Source organism: Rhodococcus sp. AH-ZY2 (genome assembly GCF_030916465.1).
GTDB lineage: Bacteria > Actinomycetota > Actinomycetes > Mycobacteriales > Mycobacteriaceae > Rhodococcus > Rhodococcus ruber.
The window spans coordinates 264,121-282,196 of sequence record NZ_CP126458.1 but is presented as its reverse complement, the minus strand read 5'-3'; the positions used below and the strand labels follow the sequence as shown (position 1 = coordinate 282,196).

The window sequence follows — 18,076 nt, the reverse complement described above, 5'->3', positions numbered from 1 at the left end:
GGCCTGGGCGTCACGCTCGGCCGCGTCGAGGATCAGGTGGCCGCAGTCCCTCCACGGGAGGGTTCGGAGGGCTTCTCGGAGGTCGAGGCCATACCAGCGTCGACAGCCTGTGAGAGCACCGCGCCAGCCATCCTCTCGGCAGAGGGAGGCGAGAGCGGCCGCAATTCCCCCTCCGACAGCCCGGACTGCTGAATGACCTTGTTCAGGAGCCGGGCGACGATCTGCGGGGGCAGATCCACCACGGCGTCCCACAGGGCCTGGCCGGAGCCGTCGGTGATCAGATCGAGCGCGTCGATGATCTGGTTCTTCGCCATAAGGGCGTGGAAGCGGGCCGCTTCCTCACCGGTGTACGAGCAGCGCACGTCGGCGTCGACACCGCGCAGGGTGATCGGCACGGGCGCTCCGGCGTCGATGGCGAGTTCGTCGAGAATGTCGAATCGCGCCGCCGCAGGCTCCGGCACGGCGGCCGGAGCCTTGCGGCGAGCAGTGGTGGTCTTGCGGGGGGTGCCGGACATCAGGTTCTCCTACTACGGGGCGAGGGGGTTGAAGTCGGTGAGCGGGATGATCGGGGTCAGCGCCAGCAGCTCGAACTCGAACCCGTCGAGGGTTTCTCCACCGAACACCCGCGGAGGCGGGGTCGTCAGGGTGGCGCGCTCGACGTAGAAGCCGGCGTTGCCGTCGTCGTCGGACAGGCGGAAGATCGCGGCGAAGTCCTCGTCGTCGCCGGGTTCCCACTTGAAGATGCCGGAGCCGGAGCCGATCTCGGTGATGGAGCCGCCCTGCAGCGCGGTCAGCACTGTGGCCTTGCTGTAGTCGACCGCGCGGAACTTCACGCGTTCCTCGAGGGGGCCCTTGATGACCTTGTAGGGGGCCTTGCGGCGGTTCCAGACCGGCAGGGTCTTGATGTCGCGGGACGGGTTGACTTCGAAGCCGGCCTCGACGCCGCCGAATGCGTCCCAGGTGACACCGGGGGCGGTGCCCGTCGTGACGGTCGGGGCGAACGGGTCGGTGGGCAGGGCGGTGCCGGCCGGGGCGCGGAAGATGTCGCCGTCGAGCCAGGCGTATGCCTTGGTGGGGTCCGCGTAAGTGCTCACGGAATTACCTCCTGAGGTTGGCCCACGACGAAACGTGAGCAGATGGGGAGTCCCGCACCCCGGGCGTGTCCGGCGGGGGCACCCGGGGGCGGGACAGATTGGAGACGCCGGTCGGCGTCAGGCGGACAGAGCCCGCATCTTCAGCTCCACGCGGCAGGTGGCGCGGAACAGTGGGAAGTCGACGCCACGGGTGACGTCGGGGGGGAAGGTGACCGGGCCGTCGATCCACCGGCCGGACCACGCCGCGTCCCGGAATCGGACGTTGCGGGCCCTCGCCAGTAGGTCGCGGGCCTTGACGGACACGTTCCAGGCGACCTCGTCCGGGTCGGTGACGCCACCGAGGAGTTCGATCTTCGGCACCCACGTGTCGACCTGCACGATGGGCTTGTTCATCATCGGGTCCGGGCCGACGTTGCCGGTGGCGCGGAGGGTGATGAACGGGCCGGTGATCTTGTGCGGCACGTCCCGGGTGGTGATGCTGCCGGCGGGGACGAGTGCCGTCATCTCGGGGCGGCCGATCAGATAAGCCCGGGCGGCGCCGGGGGCGAACGGAATGGACACCGGTTACCCCCTCGGTTGTTTACTGCCTGATCCTTTGCAGATCAGCTTCGGAAATTGGCCACAGTGAGCTCTTGCGCCGATTGCACCGAGCGCAAGCCGGGCGGAGGTTGGCAAGCATGTGCCATCCGCCGGACTTGATCGGCTTCACATGATCGAGATGTTCAGCTTCCCCACTGCAGATCCAGCACCGATTACCGAAGTACGAGAGCCGAGCAGTCAGTTGCTCGACCGTGAACGGAACCGTGCGCGACTTGATCGTCGACTGCCGAGCCTTGACAAGTTCCAGCATTCGCGGCTCGTACATGCGGTTGTACGCCAGGATGCGGTCCCGGTTCGCCGTCCGCCACGCTTCCATCTTGTGGCGGTTGGCTGCGCGGTACTCACGGTGGCACACCTTGCACATGTAGTAGGTGCCGTTGTCCTTCACCCTGTTCGACTTCGAGTACTCGGACTTGCTTTTGATTTGCTGGCAGACCGGGCACTTCTTGCAGCCGTCCGGGATACGTTCGGGCTCTTTGAATGAACCCGTCGTGCGCAGCAGATGGCCGTGCCTACTGCAAGTCGCTGCCCTCCCACGGGACTTGGACTTGCATCCGGTGACGATGCACGAATCCTTGTGTAGTTCGCAGCGCTTTCCGCCTCGGTGGACGTCGTTGCTGCAGCCGGAAACTCGGCATTCGCCTCCGGGAGCACGTAGTGAACCGTGCCGCTTCACCCGGTCAAAGTTCATTGCGCAGTACCGGTGTCGGATCCGTCTTGGCTTGCCGCACTCGGCTACGCAGCACGTATCATTGCCCACGTCGAACCTCTCGCACAGGTTTGGCCACGCCCCTGGAGTGTTACCAGCACTCGTCGGGGTCTCGTGATCTTACTGGCGCTGGCCAGGTCCACGAGGTTGCCAACCGCTGTATCGGCCGTATTGGCGCGCGGCATCGGTGAGTGCGGCGAACGCCGGGGTATCGACCGTGCCAAATTCGACGTAGATCGCGTCGGGGTCGTTGTCGACGATGAACACGCGGTCCCCCGCCGTTTCCACCCCGATGCCGTCCCGGTAGGCGCCGGTGTAGACCGGTGCCGAGGCCCGGGCGTCACCGGCGGCCTGCTCGGCGATCTCCACCCGATCGTCGAACGAAATCGCGCGCGCTTCCCGACGCGCCCGCTCGCTGTAGACCGTGATCCGGGCCATCAGGCCGTCTTGACGTCGACCTTCGCGGATTCGGTGCGGGCCGGCTTCGACCCCTTCGAGTCCTTGGAGCGAAGGTGGTCCTGGTAGGCCTTCGAGTCCTCGGCGGCCCAGCGGGTGTTGCCGTCGGCATCGACGAACTCGACGACGCCGTCATTCTTCTTGTCAGCCATCATTCCTCCATGTCGGATACGCACCGCACGTTGGCGGCGATGTACGCGGGCCGTCTTGACCCGCGGGCTGGGCGCCGGACACGTGGCTTGCCTTCGACCTGGTAGACCACGCCGTCGGCATCACGGAACCGGTCCCGACGGTCCGGGACAACCGGGATGCCGGGGTCGAGCAGCAGCACGAACGACGACACGACGTGCCCCGGGGCGATCTCGGTGTTGCCGGCATCGACCGAGGACGAGGTGAGTTGCCGCTGTTGCAGCAACCCGGTCCACGGAATCTGCTGGGGTGGCTGCGGAATCCAGTTGCCCGTCGACGCGTCCTGCACCGGCTCCTGGTCGTGCAGCAGGACCCACTTCTCGGGAAGCCGACGCATCAGGCGATCCGGATGGTGAAGGCGCCGCCGGAACTGCCGGCGTCCGGGCGTAGCGGCGCGAGTTCCTCGTCGGTGAAGTACACCAGAGCCCCGTCGGTGTCGGCGTAGGTCGTCGACACCTCCGGGTACTGCTCCGATCGAACTCGCAGCCCCACCCGGAGCGCGTCGAGTGCACGGCAGACCGCGGTGACGACGGTGCCCCTCACCAACTGCTCATGCAGAGAGCCGTCGACGAGCCGGTCGTCGATGTTCCCGACGAGCGCCCGCAGCTTGGCGGACGCGTACGCAAGCAGCGACTCGACCTGCCCGGCCTCGGACTCGGCCAGGGTCTCCCCCAGCCGAGCCTCGACATCACTCTGTTCGGCCAGATTCGGCTGTGGTGCTGTCACGGTGCTCCTCGATCGTCGAGAGGATGTCGCTCTTACGTTTCGCATCGACCAGGTCGATGCCGTGCTGCTTCGCGTAGGCGACAAGGTCGGCGAGCTTCCACTCGTCCGACGGCTCCCCCTCGGGGAACGCCGCCGTGCCAACCGGCGGCTCGGCGACGGGAGCGCCCCACACGCCCGGGTTCGTGATCCGCGCCTGAGCCCAGTCGGGCACGTCGTGTCCGGGGCCGAAGATGTGCGTCTGCCCGTCTTCGTCGTGGACGTACACCGTCGTGACCAGTCGGGCGGACATCAGGCCAGAACCTTCGCGTGGAACGTCAGGTTCGGATTGGCGAGGACCGGCAGCGCGATCGCGGCGGCCTTCGTCCACAGCGCCACCGGATCCTTGTCGGAGTACGCGCCGGCAACGATGCCCGGCTCGTCCCCACCAGCGAGGCCGAAGTCGGACTCGAGCGACTCGGCGGTGGTGCCCCACAGGGTGCTGCCGAGCACGGTTTCCGCCCCGGCCGCACCCGGCGCAGGCGCCAGAATCACCGCCGTGTCGGGGATGACCCGGGTGGCCGTGGCACCCACCTTGACCTGAGCGTCGTTGACGTAGATCGGCGGCAGTCCGTACGCCTCGAGCACCTGCGTCAGCACGGCACGAGAGACGATCTGCGGCGACCCGGCCACCGTGGCGCCGAGGGTGCGGACCTCCGCGCTGCGCAGGATGTTGTTCAGCACCTTCAGCGAGGTGATGATCGCACCCGGGGCCTGGCCGTCGTTGTCGGTGACGTACGTCTGCTGCCACGCGAGCAGATCGGTGATCGGGGTCGCCGACGCGGACACCGACCAGAGAGTCGCCGGGGCGACGTTCGAATGCCCGGGCAGGCGACCGTAGTCGATCTCCGCGGTGAAACCGTTCTCGGAGATCGTGACCTTGCCGGTGGTGAGCGCCTGACCGCGGGCGAGTTCGATGCGGGCGGCGACGGCGCGGACCATCCGCTCGCTGTCGGTGAAGAGCCCGTCGGTGATGGCCTGGTCCGCCTTGCGCTGCCGCAGCCGGTCGTACTCACCGAGCCGGATCTTGCGCGACACCGGGGGCAGCTCACCGGACACGCGGGTGACGCCGGGCCGCGACGCGATCGAGGACTCGGCGTCGTAGGCGCGGAACGTCGCCGCCTCCGCGAGACCTTCGCCGCCGCGGGTGAACCGGTAGTCCAGGTCGTCGATCTCCACCGACGGCAGGAACTGCGACAGGGTGAACTGGTTCTGCTCGAGGTCCGCCAGTGCCCTCCGGGCGTAGCCGGTGAGCGTGACGGGCTCGACGTAGTCAGTGCTGATCAGCATGGTCCACTCCTCAGACGTAGATCAGTCGGCCGGCAGCGGACGTCTTGCCCTCGGCGGCGATGGGGAACGGGAGGTTGGCCTCGATGATGCGGCCGTGGTCGAGGATCGGGACCACGACGTTCGAGGTGCCGACCTTCTGCGCGGTGAGCGTGTGACCCACCAGCACCTGGCGACCGTCGGTGGCGTCCTTGTCGAACAGGCCGTACAGGCCAGTCGCGGTGATGCGACCGACCGGCACACCGGACGGCAAGTGGCCGTTCGGGTAGTGCGTCGCGGGCGTCAGCGTCGCGATGTTGAGCGTCCCGGTGCGGGCCGAATCGGTTCCGTGTGCGGAGCCGAGCCAGGTCTGGTTGTCCTGGCCGTACGTCTGCGTCTTGAGCTGAAAATCGGGCATGTTCACTCCCCTCCTTCGGGGCTAGTTCTTCTTGTGGCGCGCGTCGTAGGCGGCACGACCGGACTCGAGCGAGGCGATCGGTTCGTGCCCACCGCCGCCCTGGCGCGAATCGGGCTTCGGTGTGCCCGGCGCCGGCTGGGCCGCTCCGATGAGCGACTTCAGACTCTCGGCGTCGGCGAGCATCTCTTCGCGAGTGCTCCCCTGCAGACGTCCCGCTGCGGACAACGGAAGGCCGGCTTCCGCTGCGATTTCGTACCGCAACGCCCGGGTTGCGTTCTCGGCCGCGGCGCGCTGCGCTTCGGCGAGCTGCTCGGCGGCGCGCTCCTCGGCGGTCTTGTTCGCGTCTTCGAACTCCTTGACGCGAGCGGCGAGCTCTGCCGCGGCGCGTTCTGCGGCGGCACGAGCGTCGCGCTCGGCCTGCAGTGCCCGCAGTCCCGTTTCTCCGAGGGGCTGGTCGTTGGGATCGGGCTGATTCCCGGCCGCGGGATCTGCCGGCACCGGGGGAGTGGGCGGCGTCGCGCCTCCCTGGTCCTGCTGAGCCGGATCCGTGACGGTGCCGACGCCGTGGCCGGCGCCGAGGATCAGTCGAACCCAAGGGGTGTGCTTCATCGGTGTTGCTCCTCCATCGCGGGGGAATCCGGGCCGGCCTCGCGCCGGTCGGAAATATGTGGGATGGGCTACGCGAGGTAGCCGTACAGGCGCAGAAGGCGCAGCGCATCGGCGCGGTCCTCTGCGATCTCGTAGATCGCCTCCGGCATGAGCCGGGGCGCTCTGGCTTGGAAGTAACGTCCGTTGCGGACGTCGGTGTCGCGCTGGGCGTATCCGGCGCGGCGCATTGCGTCGTACGCGAGACCCCTGCGGGTGACACCCTCGGTGGTGGTGGCCAGTTCGCGGCCGTAGACCTGCGTGGTTGCCATGCCCCGATCGGCGTTGACGACCTGGTTGATGTCGGCTCCGGCGCGGATCGCCTCGGCCCCGGACCTGGTGAACAGCTTGTCCTGTTGCTCGACGGTCAGGCTGTCGAAGTAGGCCTTCGGATCAGTTGTGACGTCGTCGGCCCGGTCTTCCCGGGTCGGGATATGCCTACAATCGCAGTTAGATACAATGAGATTGTTGGCTGTATGCCAACCTTCAGAGGAAGTCAGGTTGTAGACATGCCCGCTCCACTCCACTCTGCGAAGTACGACCACGCGATCCAGCTCTACCTGGCCGGTGAGCCGGTCGAACAACTCCTTGCCACGACTGGCGTATCCCGCACGGCTTTCCACCGAGAAAGGCAGCGCCGGGGCATCCCAACGCGCACTGTCGAACTCCCCGTCGATACTATCGTTTCCGCCTACCAGGCCGGAGCCAGCGAGTACGCCCTGTCCCGCCAATACGGAGTCTCTCGCGAGATCATCCGCAAACGACTCATCGCCGCACACGTGCCCATCCGGAGCCACAAGGAAGCCGGACAGGTCCGAGCGTCGAAGTTGACGCCAGACGAACGGAAGCTCCAAGCCGCCGCCGCGAACAGAGCTGCTCGACAGCGCAAGACCCCGCACACCGACAAGCTTCGACGAGCCCTTCTCAATGAGAAGCTCGGAAGATTCGGATCTTCCGGAGAAGAACTGCTCCACTCTATGCTCGCCCAACGTGGCGTTGTCACGACCCCACAGAGGGCGATTGGGGTATACAATGTCGACCTCGCCGACATTCCCGTCGCCATGGAAGTCCTCGGGGGCGGTTGGCACTCGATGAAGTCCGTTCACGGCGAACGAACCCCATACATCCTCGATGAGGGTTGGCACCTGGTTATGATTTGGGACTACGAGGGGCGTAGCGCCCTCGGGCCGGGTGCTGCGGACTACATAATCACCTTCCTGGAGGAAATTCGCAGGAATCCACCCGCGACGTGTCAGTATCGGGTGATTACCGGTCAGGGAGAGGTCCTGGCCGCTCGAGGTCGTGAGGACAACGAGTTCCCCCTCGTACCACCGCCGCGTGGATGCCTCTGCTGATGGGCCACTTACAGTCACCCCTGCCGGGAAACAGCCCGGGTGCCTCAGGAACCCGCGGTTGTGGCCGTAGAACTTCCCGGCCAGCACGGCGCACTTGGGACACGACGGTGGGTTGAGCATCCGCACATACCCCACCCCCGGCCTGACTGTGATCGACAGCCCTGTCGCGACCCTGGCCGCGTCGGCGACCTGGGTTTGCACGCGCAGCAGCAACGCCTTCATCCCCAGACCCCAGGCATCCTCCAGCCCAAGCCCCTGGCCGATGCCGCGCTTGCTGGTGATCACCGCGCCGTACATCAGCGAATCTAGCTCGCGCCCATCCGATGCAATCCCCACCAGCCCCGCGGTGACCGGCTCCGCCGCCGCCGCGACCGGGGTGCCGAGCTCGTCGAGCACGTCCTCGACGTACCCGTCGGCGCCGGCCACGGCCTGCCGCTGCCCAGCAGCCACAGCCGCGACGAGCAACTCGACGTTCCTGTCGAACCATGAATCAAAATCCGTCGGCGGCCGCGTACCCCATATCCGGCGCGCCAGCGACAGCACCTGGGCCAGGATGCGACGCTGCTCCGAATAGTGATCAGACGCCGCGGCCGGCAGCATCGTTCACCTGATCGCCGTTCCCGGCCAATTCCCGAGTGAGACGTTCCAGCACGGGATCCTGCGCCTCCTGCTCGAAGTACTCCCGCTCACGCTGCTTCCGGGCCTCGTTCCAGCCCATCGCATCCCACGAGCCCTCGCGCGAGTAGACGGGACGACCACCATTGAGCTTCTGAATCGAGTCCGCTTCCTCAGCCTTCGTGGGGGTGGCCGCATCAGCCCACTCGACGACAACCGACTTGCCGGCTTCCGGCCACTCACCAGTGCGGAATCGCTCGTACAGCGCCATCGCCCAGCCGATCCCGACGCCCTGATCTCGGTTCTTCTCCTCGGCGTTCGCGATCAGACGCGCCTCGTCGGCACGGATCGCGCCCTCGGCGGCCGGGTTCGCAGTGTTCTGCCCGAAGTACCGGAACGGCAAACCGGTCACACTCGAGGCGAGCGCCGCGTAGTGGTTCGTGGTCTCGTGGAAGTTCTTCAGATCAGAGGGGGTGAACTGGCCGACCTTCACCTGATCCGGCTTGGCCTGGTTCGCCCAGATCGCGGTGTAGTACGACTGCCACACCGGGATCGGGTTTCCGTCCTTGTCGACAAAATCGCCCTTCGACATGCCGAGCACCCACTTCTGCGGCACCGAGTGCGTCTCCAACGCGACCTGCAAGTTGGTCAGCGACCGCGCCGCGGCGTCGGTCAGCGGGATCAGGTCCTTCATCTCCGACACGCCCGTCCACTTCCCGGACCGGCGCTGATTCACGAACAGAATCCCCGGTACACGACCGAGACCATGGACGTCGATGTCATCGACCTCCCAGCCCCGCTTACCGGCCGTGACCTGAATCGTGCGGTCTGGCAACAGCAGCGTCCCGACGCGGGAACCGTCCTCCTCCACGAACTGCCGGAACATCGCCGACATACGCCGCCGGCGCTTGTCGATCAAGCACGACACCTCGAGCGGAGACTCCACACGCACCAGCGGGTACTCCGGCTGGTCCTCGTTCGCACCGACCGTCATGAAGCAACGGCCGTAGATCATCGTCTCCTTGTTCAGGATCGGAATCTCGGCAGCGAGGTTGTTTGCGTCGAACCCCTCCTGCAAGGCCTGGTCCGCGGTCACCTCCCCCGGACGCATCAACGACTTCGGACGCTGCCGCCGCGCGATCTCGTTCACGTACATGCGTGGCCAGTTCACGACCACCTCGAACTCACGAAGCTCCGGGGGAACCGCAATACCGAGCTGCTTGAGCCGCTGCTCCCCTTCGAAATACGCATCGTGCAGCTTGTCCTGTTGACGCGTCTTCGACAGCTTCGCGTTCAACTTGCTGATCATGTCCCGCTCGTCACTGGAGAGCGTCGTGCGCAGCACGGGTGCAGTCACACCGGCCTCCTATCCGAAACAGAACATTCGTGAATCGACGTCGTCCTCCCACCCGGACTCGCGCGCATCCGCGGCGGCCTCGTGGGCGAGAATCGACGCCATCGCGGCGTCGATCTTCTGGTGGTCGGCCGGCTTACCGAGGATGTACTTCTGCCCGGGCTTGGCGACCTTGCGAGCGTTGGCGATGTGGACCGCGGTGATCGGGCAGCCGTCGTGACGGATCCGGCCGGTGGCCAGATCGGTTTCGAATCGGCGGATCGCGTCGTACATCTGCCGGACGCGGTTTGTCGCCCACTCGAACACGTGCTCCTCGCCGTGTTCGAGCGCCCAATCTCCGATCTCCGAGTACCAGTCCTGCGGATCGCAGTACATCCGCGATACCTGCCACGTGGAGAAGATCTCGTCGACCGCAGCGTGAACCTCTGCACGCGGAATCTGCCCGCCCCACTGAGCCGGATCCCAGATCGTAGGCCTCCGATCCGGCCCGTACCGCGGCGTGAACTGCAGCCCATCCCGAGTCTCGCAGCGAATCGCCGTGAAATCGTTGTTCTCACTGCCGTCGAATCCGACCGAGATCGCTGTACCACGATCAGGATTGGGCAGCCAGTCGATCTTCGGCATAGCGGTCCTCCCACAACCCATCCCGCAGCCACGAACCCTGGCCGTAGACCAACCGATTACCGAAGAACCGTTCGGCCTGTGCAGGGTCGCGCTCATTGAGCTCCATGGCCTCGGCCTCGATCGAGTCGAGGTTCACCCACGGCGAGCCCGCGTAGACGTACTTGAGGATCTTCCGGCGGTCCCGCTTGTTGCCCCAGGACAAGCCCTTCGGAGGGATCCGATAGAACTTGAAGATGTCCGGGGCCTGCGACTCGTACGTGCGCTGCGCGGTCGAGTTCTCCGACGGATCCCACGCGTTCGTGGTCTCCATCGTCCGGCCACCCATGCCGGCGGCGCCGCGGCGCTGTGTCTCCGCGACACCAACCATCTTGTTGGCCACCGTGTACATGCCGGTCTCGTCGTGCAGCACCCAGGACACCGGGTTACCCAGTCGACCGCGCGCACTCGAGGTGACCGCGTCGATCCGGTCGAAGTCATCCCCGCCGACCTCACCGGCGATACGGATGAACCCCTCACGCGGCGACATCAGATCCGACAGCGGACCGAGACGGATCATCGCGGTCAGCGGCCGGTACACGTTGCCGACCTGGTCCTCGTTGTTCGCGGTCAGCTGGATGACCGGCGACGGATGACGCATCCCCATCGGCTCGCCCGGAAGGTACTCGTACTCCCAGCCGCACCCACAACCCCAATCGGAGCAGGCGTACCCATCGCCCTTCTCGGCCCAGCCGAGGAACTGCGACGGCCCGACCGCCTCGAGGCACGCCATCGACGCCGCCCACGGTCCCTTGCCGGTCTTCTGCGGCGCCACGACCTGAGCGCGTCGGTAGACGAACGCCTGGTTGAACAACGGTTCCGGTTTTCCGTCCTCGCCTGTCCCCCACTCGACGCCCGGCCGGATCTCGTAGTACTTCGCGCCACACCAGAACTGCCAGTCCGACCACACGAAGTCCGATCCACGGCGGTAGCCGTCCGGGACTCGGCAGTGCCGCCGGACCCACGCTTCTCCGATGTCCCCGAGCGTCGGGAAATCGACGAGGAACCCGTCAGTTAGCTCCACCAGGCACCGCCCGCAGGCGCCGCTGCGGAGCGGCCGACTGCTCGACGTCCTGGGCCCTGGGCTTCTCGGCCTTCGCCGCGGCGACCTCGTCGGCAGCGATCACCCAGCCATTCTCCTTCAGCCCCGCCGGCGTCAGACCGATCTGATCAGCCAGGCGGTGCATCACGGCCGCGTCGGCGGCCGGCGCATCCGGCGCCTCGGCGCGGACCTTCCACCGGACCCACATCGCGATGGTCTCCCACCGGTGCGGCTCGATCGCCCACTGCGCCGCCTGCGGGTAGGTCCAGACCTTCCGCCACACAGCGCGTTCCCGGGTCGAGCCTTTCGGGAACGGCCACTCGGGTGTCTTGCCGGAATAGCCCTCGCTGGGCAGAGTCGTGAACTGCAGGCCGCGTCGGTCCGAGCGGCCGGACTTCGGATCGGCCTGGGGGCCGGACCGGTTGCGTGCACCTCCACGTGCCATGTCGATCACTCCTTCGGTGGCATCGCGCCACGTCGGACGTGCCGTCGGCATCGCGCCGGCGGCGGGGGGGCTTCCGGAATGTCTGAACCCTCCGCGCGGATTTCTCACCTCTCCCGCGGTCGGGGAGGGAGGGTCCTTCGGGGGGTTGGCCCCCACCCCTCAGGCGATCAGGAGCAGCTGGTCGCCGCATCCCGTGTCGCGTTTGAGCGCGTTGCATAGGAAGTGGGCGCACCTGCAGTTGATCGGCTCGTGTGTGCCGCCGCGGGCCAGTGGGATCACGTGGTCGATGGTTGCGGCCTTGGGGTGTGGTGCCTTGGCCTTGCGGTTCACCTTCTGGCCGCAGATGTGGCAGCGCCATCCGTCTCGTTCGAACACCTGCCGGCGGTTGACGTTGGAGACGTAGGCGGCTCGCTTGCGGGTTCGTCTGCGGTGCTCGTATTCCCGCTTGTCTGCTCGCCGTCGAGTGGCTGAGCATGCTGCGGAGCAGACGGTGGTGGTGGTCTTCGATGCGAATGTCGTGCCGCATTCGGTGCAGTCGGTGATGAAGACCCGGCAGGAGATGGGTTTCGCCCTGCAGTCTCTGCACTTGGTTGAGGCAGGCGATCGTACGGCCGCTGTCGCATCGCACAGGTCGCAGTCGATGATCCACACGCGGCTACTCGGTGCTGGCTTCTCGGCTCTGCCTGTGCGGTCGTACCTGGCTAGGTTCACGCATCGGTAGCTGCAGTACCTGGCTTCTGTCTTCCGTGTTCGGAAGGTGGTTCCGCAGTGGGTGCAGGTCTTGTTGTGGTGTGTGCCGTGGAGTGTTCCGTCTGCTCTGCGGGTCAAGTGTTCTCCCAGGTATGCGAGAACCCCGACGCCTGGGAGCGTCGGGGTTCTCTGGCCGCCGATGATCAGTCGGCGGTTGTCTTCATCGTGTTCGTCCGGCGGTGGCCCGGTTGCAGGGGACGCACTCGGGTCCGCGGTAGCGGGTGCGGTCGTGGTCGTCGTGTCCGAGGTCCCAGGGTTGTCCGGGCTGGATGGGTCGGCCGCAGCGGGCGCAGCTGACGGTGCCGGCTTCGACGATGGGCCGCCAGTGTTGGCGGAGGTTGCGGTGGGCTTGGCCGTAGCCGCGGGCGGTGCTGCTGCCTCGTTGTTGTTCGTGTTGGCGGGTGTGTGTGGGGCACATGGGTGCTGGCTGCACTTGTGGGCAGCCGGGGTGTGAGCAGACGCGGTTACGTGCGCGTGCCATTGGCTTTGCGTTGTTGGTTGTAGATGTCCAGCACGCGGTCGAGTTCTGCGGTGAGGACGTCGAGTGTGTCGGTGTCTGCGTCGAAGCGTGCGCGTCGGATGCGTGAGCGTAGGTCGATGAGGCGGTTGCGGAGTTCTGGTGTGGTCATCGTGTGATTCCGATGCGGCAGATGATCCAGTAGAGCCAGGGTTTGAGTGCCATCAGTGGGCCTGGAGGAGTGAGTGCCTGGCTGCTTGCGCGCGGCCGGGGTCGGCTGCTGCGATTTTGATGATGTCGAGGAGGGTTTGTGTGGTGTCGATGGCGAGCCACAGTGCTGCACGGATCATGCGGGTTCCTCCTCGGTGGAAGTGTGTGCGCGTTGTTGAGTCAGACGCGCCCCTGCTTGCCAGCTATCCGTACCGCATTGGCAGTCGGAAATCCCTATGGGGGATTTGTCGCCAGCCTCCCAGCTCCAACCGACGGGAGCCCGGAGTGAGTGCTGCTCGGCTATGCCTGTTTCCAGGGTGACGGTTTGATCCACCGACAGACGAGCATCCACCCAAGTTGGGGTCGGGCAGCGCGTGGCTTGGCGCTCACTGATGGACGGCAGTGGCGGTTGACCCGACGGCGGCTGTTGTGTGGATCTTCCCCATACAACGCCGAAAGGCGAGGGACGACCTCTCAGGGTCTACCTCGCCTCCGGCGTCATCGTACCATACTGGGTGATGCAGCGGACTTATGCCACGACACCTGCGCTTTCCTTCACGACAGCCAGTGCCTCCCTCAGGGAGTAGTAGTGCTCCTCGCCTTCGATGGGTGTAATGCGCTTACGCCTGATCCACGAGTCGAGCGTCTGTCGCTTGATGGTGATTCCAAGGCGGATGTTGAGCGCCTCCCGTAGTTCTGCTTTGGTGAGCGCTACGTCTTCCAGTGTGTGCCCGTCGTCGCTTGTAGTGCGCTTGGTCGCAGGGCGGTCGGTGGCTCTGCGGGCGTGGTGGATGGCTGCCCTGATGGCGGGGAGTGCTTCTTCGCTGCCGGGTGAGAGGGCGAGTGCGATGATCCAGCGTTTGAGCCAGCGGGTGAGGCTGAGGGTGTCGTTGCTGCTGTCGTAGCTCATGGTGCGGTGTTCGCAGGTGTGGCGTACCCATGAGGCGAGTTCGTTGTGGAGCTGGTCGGCGGCTTCACTGGCGTTGACGTTGAAAGGTAAAGGTTGCGCGGTTTTGCCGCGGCTGATGCGTGGTCCGTTGCCGAGGCGGTCTTGTTTGGCGATGGTGATGGTGAGGTCGTCGATGAGGGCGGGGATGGTGTCGAGGAGTTCGGTGAGTTCGGCCTGCTGCTCGCGTGGCAGGTAGAAGGTTTCGCTCATCGGTTCCTCCGCCGGTTGGTTCGGGTGGGGTTGTTTGCCCACATGGGCGGTTGGGTTGACGGGCGTGGCAGAGCGCACTGCTGCGGGGAATCCGGCAGGTCCTCGGAGATCAATGAGGGTGTACGTCCACCGCGTATGGCGTGGGTACGGGCCGCGGTGGACTCGTCGGTCTCTTCGATGTGGATGACCGTCTCAAGTCCGCGGTGCTCCACTCGCGCGATGCCCTCGTACCGGAACCCGTTGGTGCTGACGAAGGAGACTCTGTCGCCGTCGGTGATGTCCGGTCCCAGCAGGCACGGCGCTGGATCGGACGTGTTCTCAATGTTCCATTCCGCCCAGTTGCGCAGGTTGGCCGCTCTCAGGGCTTGCTCGATCACGCCTAGCGAGGGGCCCGGAAGGATGTAGGGGTAGGGGCGCGGGAATTGGACTTCGGGCGGAAACTCAGGATCGAGGAGGTAGCCGCCATTGGAACCGAGCTGCATCGCCGCGCTGAGTGTCGCGTTGATCGATGGGAGCCGTCCTTCTGGGTACAGAGCCTGGGTTTCTGTGTCGGCGCGCATCCATGCCAATTGGAGGGGGTCGGCCATGGGGCCGATGAAGTCGGATCCGGGGCAGTAGACCGTGGAATCGTCTTCGCTGTATCGGTAGTCGGGGTCCATCTCGCCGCGGTGGCGCATCTGTTCGATGCGTTCGGTGATCGCGAGTCCGTGCCAGGTGCGGTAGCAGTGTGGGCACCAGACTTGGTTGACGTTGTGGTCGTAGCCGCTGCGCCGGTCGTAGTTCGCGAGCTGTTCGTCGACGAGTTCGTCGATGCGGTCGACGATGTCGGTCACGGGTGCTCCTTCCATGCGCGGTCGTAGTCCTCGGCCATGTACCAGAGAGGGCAGCCGGGTGCTGGTGGGTGGATTGGGATGCCGAAGGTCTGGGTGATGACCATGCCTTCGCCGGGGACCATGTTGAAGTGGGCGGACAGTGCGCGTGGGCCGCTGGTGGGGTCGATGTGGTCTGCGAGGTGGCGGAGTTTCCAGGCTGCGGTGCGGCGGATATTCATGGTCGGTCCTCGGGGGCGTACAGGACCATTGCGGGAAGGCTGATGTACTGGTAGTCGAAGTCGATTTCCTCGGTACCGGCGTAGTGCACTTCGATGTATGGGCGGCCGTCAACTTGGCCTCGGTGAATCACTGAGATTTGGCCGTGGGCGCCCCGGATTACTGCTCCGTCGGGAAGCTTGTCGAGTTCTTCGATGGTGGTGACGGTGCGGGGTTTGCGGTAGCCGGCGGCGAGGATTGCGTCAGCGATTGCTCGCTGTTTGTCGCCGGAGGTGTTCGTGTGTATGCGGGGCGCTCTGATGATGTTGGTGAGTTCTTCGCGGTCGGTCACTGGTCCTCCCGTTCGCTCGTGTCGGCCCACCAGCCGCCGGTTTCGTCGCTGGGGTACCCGTAGCAGGGGTAGGCCCGTTTCGTCAGTGAGAGACCGACTGAATCGGGTGTTTGGCATGTTCCTCCGCGCCGGTGGGCGTCGAACGCGGTGATTCCGGTGAAGGTGGTGTGACAGGCCGTGCAGTGACCGGTGTTCATCCCGGACCAGACTGCGCCGCACTTGGTGCACTTCGGGTTCACTGGTCCTCCTGTGGTCGGTGCCCGGTGATGAGTGCGATGAGGTCGGCGACGGTTCCGGTGACCCACTGGTCGAGGGGGTTGGTGGTGCCGTGGCGTTTGTGGACGACGAGGCCGCAGAGGGCATCATCGTTTCCGGCCTCGATGGCTGCCTCCCGGGTCCAGCCGGGCAGATCGACCCTCTGACCCCTCCCGGGCGATTTCAGCTCCAGGACGAGACGCTGGCCCCTGATTCGGACGCCTGCGATGTCGCCGCGGTCTTTGGCGCCGTTGCGGGCGCGTCGTTCGATGCGGTCGTCGTCGAGGTGATGTGCGAGGGCTTGGGCGATGAGGGTTTCGAACGCGGTGCCGGCCTTGCGGGCGGATGCGCGATTGCGGGCCATCAGGCTGCTCCCAGGCTGTGGATAACCGTGTGGGTGTTGGATCCGAGGCACCGCGAAGCGAGTGCCGGTCCGCCGTGTTCGCGCCGAATTGAGGGAAATTTCTGTACGCGCGCGCACGCGTTGCTCAGGTGAGATGAGTTCTCTAGGTAACCAATCATCTTCGTAAGTACCGTCCGTCCGTTACGTGCATATGCTCGATGCATTGCTTGGCGCATATGCGGGATGCATATGCTCGATGCATTGCTTGGATCGGTCACTTCGGTCCCCACCTGGCGGACGCTGCCTTCTGCGCTCGCTCACGTCGCTTCTTCGCGGCATCGTCGCTGAGCTGGTATTCGTCCCATCCGTTGATGAGCCAGCCGCCCCTATCCTCATGCCACAACCCGACCTTGACCAGGCGGTCCGCGTCCGTCTTGCGGGCGTGAATGAAGGGCAGGGCGGACCTGGAAATGAACCCATCGGTGCCGTGTTTTCCGCAGTAAGCCATCGCCATCACGTGCGCGAACGCGGACTGGAACGCCTTGTCTTCGATCAGTTCGAGCATCTTCGGGTGGTCCGCGATGGTGGTATCAAGCCGGATCCAGGGCAGCCCCATCGGTCACCTCCGATGGGTTTTCTTGGCCGATCGAGTGCGTTCCGTAGGCCTCTTCGTGGCCCATCCAGCCCTGCATATAGAAGGCTATCCCGGCGCGGCAGAGATTCGGATAGTCCGATTCACAATCACCGAAGCAGAGGCATTCGGCGAGGTAGCGACCGTATTTCGCCCGATACTCGGCGTTCGCACTGTTCCAGACCCGCTCGATTGCATCCTCATCGAGCATGTGCTCGGAGCATATGCTCGGAGCATTGCTACGAGCATGCTGATTAGCATGCGTCCGAGCATCTGCTGGTGCATCGAGGATCCGGGCGGCCCGATCCTGTAGTTGGCCGACGCGTTTCCAGCAGCATCCGCAGAAGTAGTTCCATCGGCTGTCGACGTCGCGGGCCTCTTGGGCGACGTGCGCCATCTCTACGATGACGTCGGCGGGGAGGCCGGCGGCATAGACAGCTTCGATAGTGGAACGCCAGCCCACCGGCCGGTATCGGCTCCACACTTCGTCGAACGCTCGACACACGTCGTCGACTGCGCGCCGGTCAGCGCTGAGCTCGTCCGCTGCCTGGCGCATCGCGCTGGCCCATTGTGCTGATCTGGCCTCGATGTCGTCGACAGTGGGTGCGTCCGGCATGGTGGCTGATTTGCCGTTGTTGCAGTCCGAGCATGACGTCACGAGGTTGGACGGATCGTCGCTGCCGCCGAGGACCTGCGGGATGACGTGGTCCACGGTCAGCTTCACGCCAGGCGCGGTGGCCCCGCAGTAGCGGCAGGAGTGGTTGTCGCGCCGCAGGATCTCGTACCTGAGTCGTTTCGAGACGGCCATCAGGTGGTCTCCTTTTCGTCGTTGACGGGTGCCCATTCGCCGCGGCATTCGAGGGTGGGGCAGCGCACCATGCCGGCCGGGGGCCGCTGCCCGCAGGTGGGGCAGCGGCGCTCGGGGGCGTGGTGTGGGTGTTCGGCGGCTTTGCTGGCGGCCGCTGGCTCCACATGGTCGGTGATGTATTCGGTCACCGGTCACCTCGCAGGATGGCGAGTTCTTCACCGGTGAGGCCGGCCATGAGCTTCTGGCCGCCGCGTTCGGCGAGGTGCGCGATGTCGTGGCGGATTTGGTCGGGGAGGATCTCGCGGTTGTCGAGTGCCCACCGGCCGATGCGGATGGCAGCGTTGGCGTCGGTGACTCTCATCGGTCACCGTCCGATGTCTTGTGCTCGTTCACGGCCGCGTTGAACTCGAGAACGGCGGCGAGGTGATCGAATCCGCATGGCCTTGAGGCGACCTTCACCTGTCCGCAATTGC

The 18,076-nt window shown here is 65.6% G+C and carries 29 protein-coding genes; all 29 read right to left on the bottom strand.

The window, feature by feature from the left end:
* Window positions 1-32: 32 nt before the first annotated feature.
* The 29 genes from QNA09_RS02245 to QNA09_RS02105 all read right to left on the bottom strand — a co-directional run bounded on the left by QNA09_RS02245 (window position 33) and on the right by QNA09_RS02105 (window position 17,964).
* Complete coding sequence (locus tag QNA09_RS02245; RefSeq protein WP_308072250.1) at window positions 33-515, bottom strand: hypothetical protein; 483 nt, start codon at window positions 513-515, stop codon at window positions 33-35.
* A gap of 12 nt (window positions 516-527) precedes the next feature.
* Window positions 528-1,094, bottom strand: a complete 567-nt coding sequence (locus tag QNA09_RS02240) for a hypothetical protein (protein WP_308072248.1) — start codon at window positions 1,092-1,094, stop codon at window positions 528-530.
* 117 nt (window positions 1,095-1,211) lie between these two features.
* The gene (locus tag QNA09_RS02235) at window positions 1,212-1,655 is read right to left on the bottom strand and encodes a hypothetical protein (protein ID WP_308072247.1); all 444 of its coding nucleotides are present in this window, start codon (window positions 1,653-1,655) and stop codon (window positions 1,212-1,214) included.
* Window positions 1,656-1,674: 19 nt separating this feature from the next.
* Complete coding sequence (locus tag QNA09_RS02230; RefSeq protein WP_308072245.1) at window positions 1,675-2,082, bottom strand: HNH endonuclease signature motif containing protein; 408 nt, start codon at window positions 2,080-2,082, stop codon at window positions 1,675-1,677.
* Between the two features lie 441 nt (window positions 2,083-2,523).
* Entirely contained in the window at window positions 2,524-2,841 is a 318-nt protein-coding gene (locus QNA09_RS02225) for an HK97 gp10 family phage protein (RefSeq protein ID WP_308072243.1), read from the bottom strand.
* Window positions 2,841-3,011, bottom strand: a complete 171-nt coding sequence (locus QNA09_RS02220) for a hypothetical protein (RefSeq protein WP_308072242.1) — start codon at window positions 3,009-3,011, stop codon at window positions 2,841-2,843. Before QNA09_RS02220 ends, QNA09_RS02225 begins: the two co-directional genes overlap by 1 nt.
* Window positions 3,011-3,385, bottom strand: coding sequence for a hypothetical protein (locus tag QNA09_RS02215; RefSeq protein WP_308072240.1), 375 nt, complete (start codon window positions 3,383-3,385; stop codon window positions 3,011-3,013). The genes QNA09_RS02220 and QNA09_RS02215 overlap by 1 nt, the downstream gene beginning before the upstream one ends.
* Window positions 3,385-3,774, bottom strand: a complete 390-nt coding sequence (locus QNA09_RS02210; RefSeq protein WP_308072239.1) for a hypothetical protein — start codon at window positions 3,772-3,774, stop codon at window positions 3,385-3,387. Before QNA09_RS02210 ends, QNA09_RS02215 begins: the two co-directional genes overlap by 1 nt.
* Complete coding sequence (locus QNA09_RS02205) at window positions 3,737-4,063, bottom strand: hypothetical protein (protein WP_308072238.1); 327 nt, start codon at window positions 4,061-4,063, stop codon at window positions 3,737-3,739. The genes QNA09_RS02210 and QNA09_RS02205 overlap by 38 nt, the downstream gene beginning before the upstream one ends.
* Window positions 4,063-5,100 carry a major capsid protein gene (locus QNA09_RS02200; RefSeq protein ID WP_308072237.1) on the bottom strand — a complete coding sequence of 346 codons (1,038 nt, stop codon included), beginning with the start codon at window positions 5,098-5,100 and terminating at the stop codon, window positions 4,063-4,065. The genes QNA09_RS02205 and QNA09_RS02200 overlap by 1 nt, the downstream gene beginning before the upstream one ends.
* 10 nt (window positions 5,101-5,110) lie before the next feature.
* Window positions 5,111-5,494 carry a potassium transporter gene (locus QNA09_RS02195; RefSeq protein WP_308072236.1) on the bottom strand — a complete coding sequence of 128 codons (384 nt, stop codon included), beginning with the start codon at window positions 5,492-5,494 and terminating at the stop codon, window positions 5,111-5,113.
* Window positions 5,495-5,515: 21 nt separating this feature from the next.
* A complete protein-coding gene (locus QNA09_RS02190) occupies window positions 5,516-6,103 on the bottom strand; it encodes a hypothetical protein (RefSeq protein ID WP_308072235.1) in 588 nt (195 codons plus the stop codon).
* A gap of 68 nt (window positions 6,104-6,171) precedes the next feature.
* The gene (locus tag QNA09_RS02185; protein ID WP_308072234.1) at window positions 6,172-8,094 is read right to left on the bottom strand and encodes a Hint domain-containing protein; all 1,923 of its coding nucleotides are present in this window, start codon (window positions 8,092-8,094) and stop codon (window positions 6,172-6,174) included.
* Entirely contained in the window at window positions 8,072-9,466 is a 1,395-nt protein-coding gene (locus QNA09_RS02180; RefSeq protein ID WP_308072233.1) for a phage portal protein, read from the bottom strand. Before QNA09_RS02180 ends, QNA09_RS02185 begins: the two co-directional genes overlap by 23 nt.
* Window positions 9,467-9,475: 9 nt before the next feature.
* Complete coding sequence (locus QNA09_RS02175; protein ID WP_308072232.1) at window positions 9,476-10,087, bottom strand: terminase TerL endonuclease subunit; 612 nt, start codon at window positions 10,085-10,087, stop codon at window positions 9,476-9,478.
* A complete protein-coding gene (locus QNA09_RS02170; RefSeq protein ID WP_308072230.1) occupies window positions 10,056-11,147 on the bottom strand; it encodes a terminase in 1,092 nt (363 codons plus the stop codon). The genes QNA09_RS02175 and QNA09_RS02170 overlap by 32 nt, the downstream gene beginning before the upstream one ends.
* Complete coding sequence (locus tag QNA09_RS02165; protein ID WP_308072229.1) at window positions 11,134-11,610, bottom strand: hypothetical protein; 477 nt, start codon at window positions 11,608-11,610, stop codon at window positions 11,134-11,136. Before QNA09_RS02165 ends, QNA09_RS02170 begins: the two co-directional genes overlap by 14 nt.
* A 159-nt stretch (window positions 11,611-11,769) precedes the next feature.
* Window positions 11,770-11,985, bottom strand: coding sequence for an HNH endonuclease signature motif containing protein (locus QNA09_RS02160; RefSeq protein WP_308072228.1), 216 nt, complete (start codon window positions 11,983-11,985; stop codon window positions 11,770-11,772).
* 839 nt (window positions 11,986-12,824) lie between these two features.
* Window positions 12,825-12,989: a hypothetical protein gene (locus QNA09_RS02155; protein WP_308072226.1), complete on the bottom strand. Its 165-nt coding sequence runs from the start codon at window positions 12,987-12,989 to the stop codon at window positions 12,825-12,827.
* A gap of 52 nt (window positions 12,990-13,041) precedes the next feature.
* Window positions 13,042-13,167, bottom strand: a complete 126-nt coding sequence (locus tag QNA09_RS02150; protein WP_308072225.1) for a hypothetical protein — start codon at window positions 13,165-13,167, stop codon at window positions 13,042-13,044.
* Between the two features lie 389 nt (window positions 13,168-13,556).
* On the bottom strand, window positions 13,557-14,186 hold the full coding sequence (locus QNA09_RS02145; RefSeq protein ID WP_308072223.1) for a hypothetical protein: 630 nt from the start codon (window positions 14,184-14,186) through the stop codon (window positions 13,557-13,559).
* The gene (locus tag QNA09_RS02140) at window positions 14,183-15,019 is read right to left on the bottom strand and encodes a hypothetical protein (protein WP_308072222.1); all 837 of its coding nucleotides are present in this window, start codon (window positions 15,017-15,019) and stop codon (window positions 14,183-14,185) included. Before QNA09_RS02140 ends, QNA09_RS02145 begins: the two co-directional genes overlap by 4 nt.
* Window positions 15,016-15,237, bottom strand: a complete 222-nt coding sequence (locus tag QNA09_RS02135) for a hypothetical protein (protein ID WP_308072221.1) — start codon at window positions 15,235-15,237, stop codon at window positions 15,016-15,018. The genes QNA09_RS02140 and QNA09_RS02135 overlap by 4 nt, the downstream gene beginning before the upstream one ends.
* Complete coding sequence (locus QNA09_RS02130) at window positions 15,234-15,566, bottom strand: hypothetical protein (RefSeq protein ID WP_308072219.1); 333 nt, start codon at window positions 15,564-15,566, stop codon at window positions 15,234-15,236. Before QNA09_RS02130 ends, QNA09_RS02135 begins: the two co-directional genes overlap by 4 nt.
* Before the next feature lie 235 nt (window positions 15,567-15,801).
* Window positions 15,802-16,185: a hypothetical protein gene (locus QNA09_RS02125; RefSeq protein WP_308072218.1), complete on the bottom strand. Its 384-nt coding sequence runs from the start codon at window positions 16,183-16,185 to the stop codon at window positions 15,802-15,804.
* 253 nt (window positions 16,186-16,438) lie between these two features.
* Window positions 16,439-16,780: a hypothetical protein gene (locus QNA09_RS02120; protein ID WP_006945250.1), complete on the bottom strand. Its 342-nt coding sequence runs from the start codon at window positions 16,778-16,780 to the stop codon at window positions 16,439-16,441.
* Window positions 16,755-17,603, bottom strand: coding sequence for an HNH endonuclease (locus tag QNA09_RS02115; protein ID WP_308072216.1), 849 nt, complete (start codon window positions 17,601-17,603; stop codon window positions 16,755-16,757). Before QNA09_RS02115 ends, QNA09_RS02120 begins: the two co-directional genes overlap by 26 nt.
* On the bottom strand, window positions 17,603-17,791 hold the full coding sequence (locus QNA09_RS02110; protein ID WP_308072215.1) for a hypothetical protein: 189 nt from the start codon (window positions 17,789-17,791) through the stop codon (window positions 17,603-17,605). The genes QNA09_RS02115 and QNA09_RS02110 overlap by 1 nt, the downstream gene beginning before the upstream one ends.
* Window positions 17,788-17,964 carry a hypothetical protein gene (locus QNA09_RS02105; RefSeq protein WP_308072213.1) on the bottom strand — a complete coding sequence of 59 codons (177 nt, stop codon included), beginning with the start codon at window positions 17,962-17,964 and terminating at the stop codon, window positions 17,788-17,790. Before QNA09_RS02105 ends, QNA09_RS02110 begins: the two co-directional genes overlap by 4 nt.
* Window positions 17,965-18,076 lie beyond the last annotated feature (112 nt).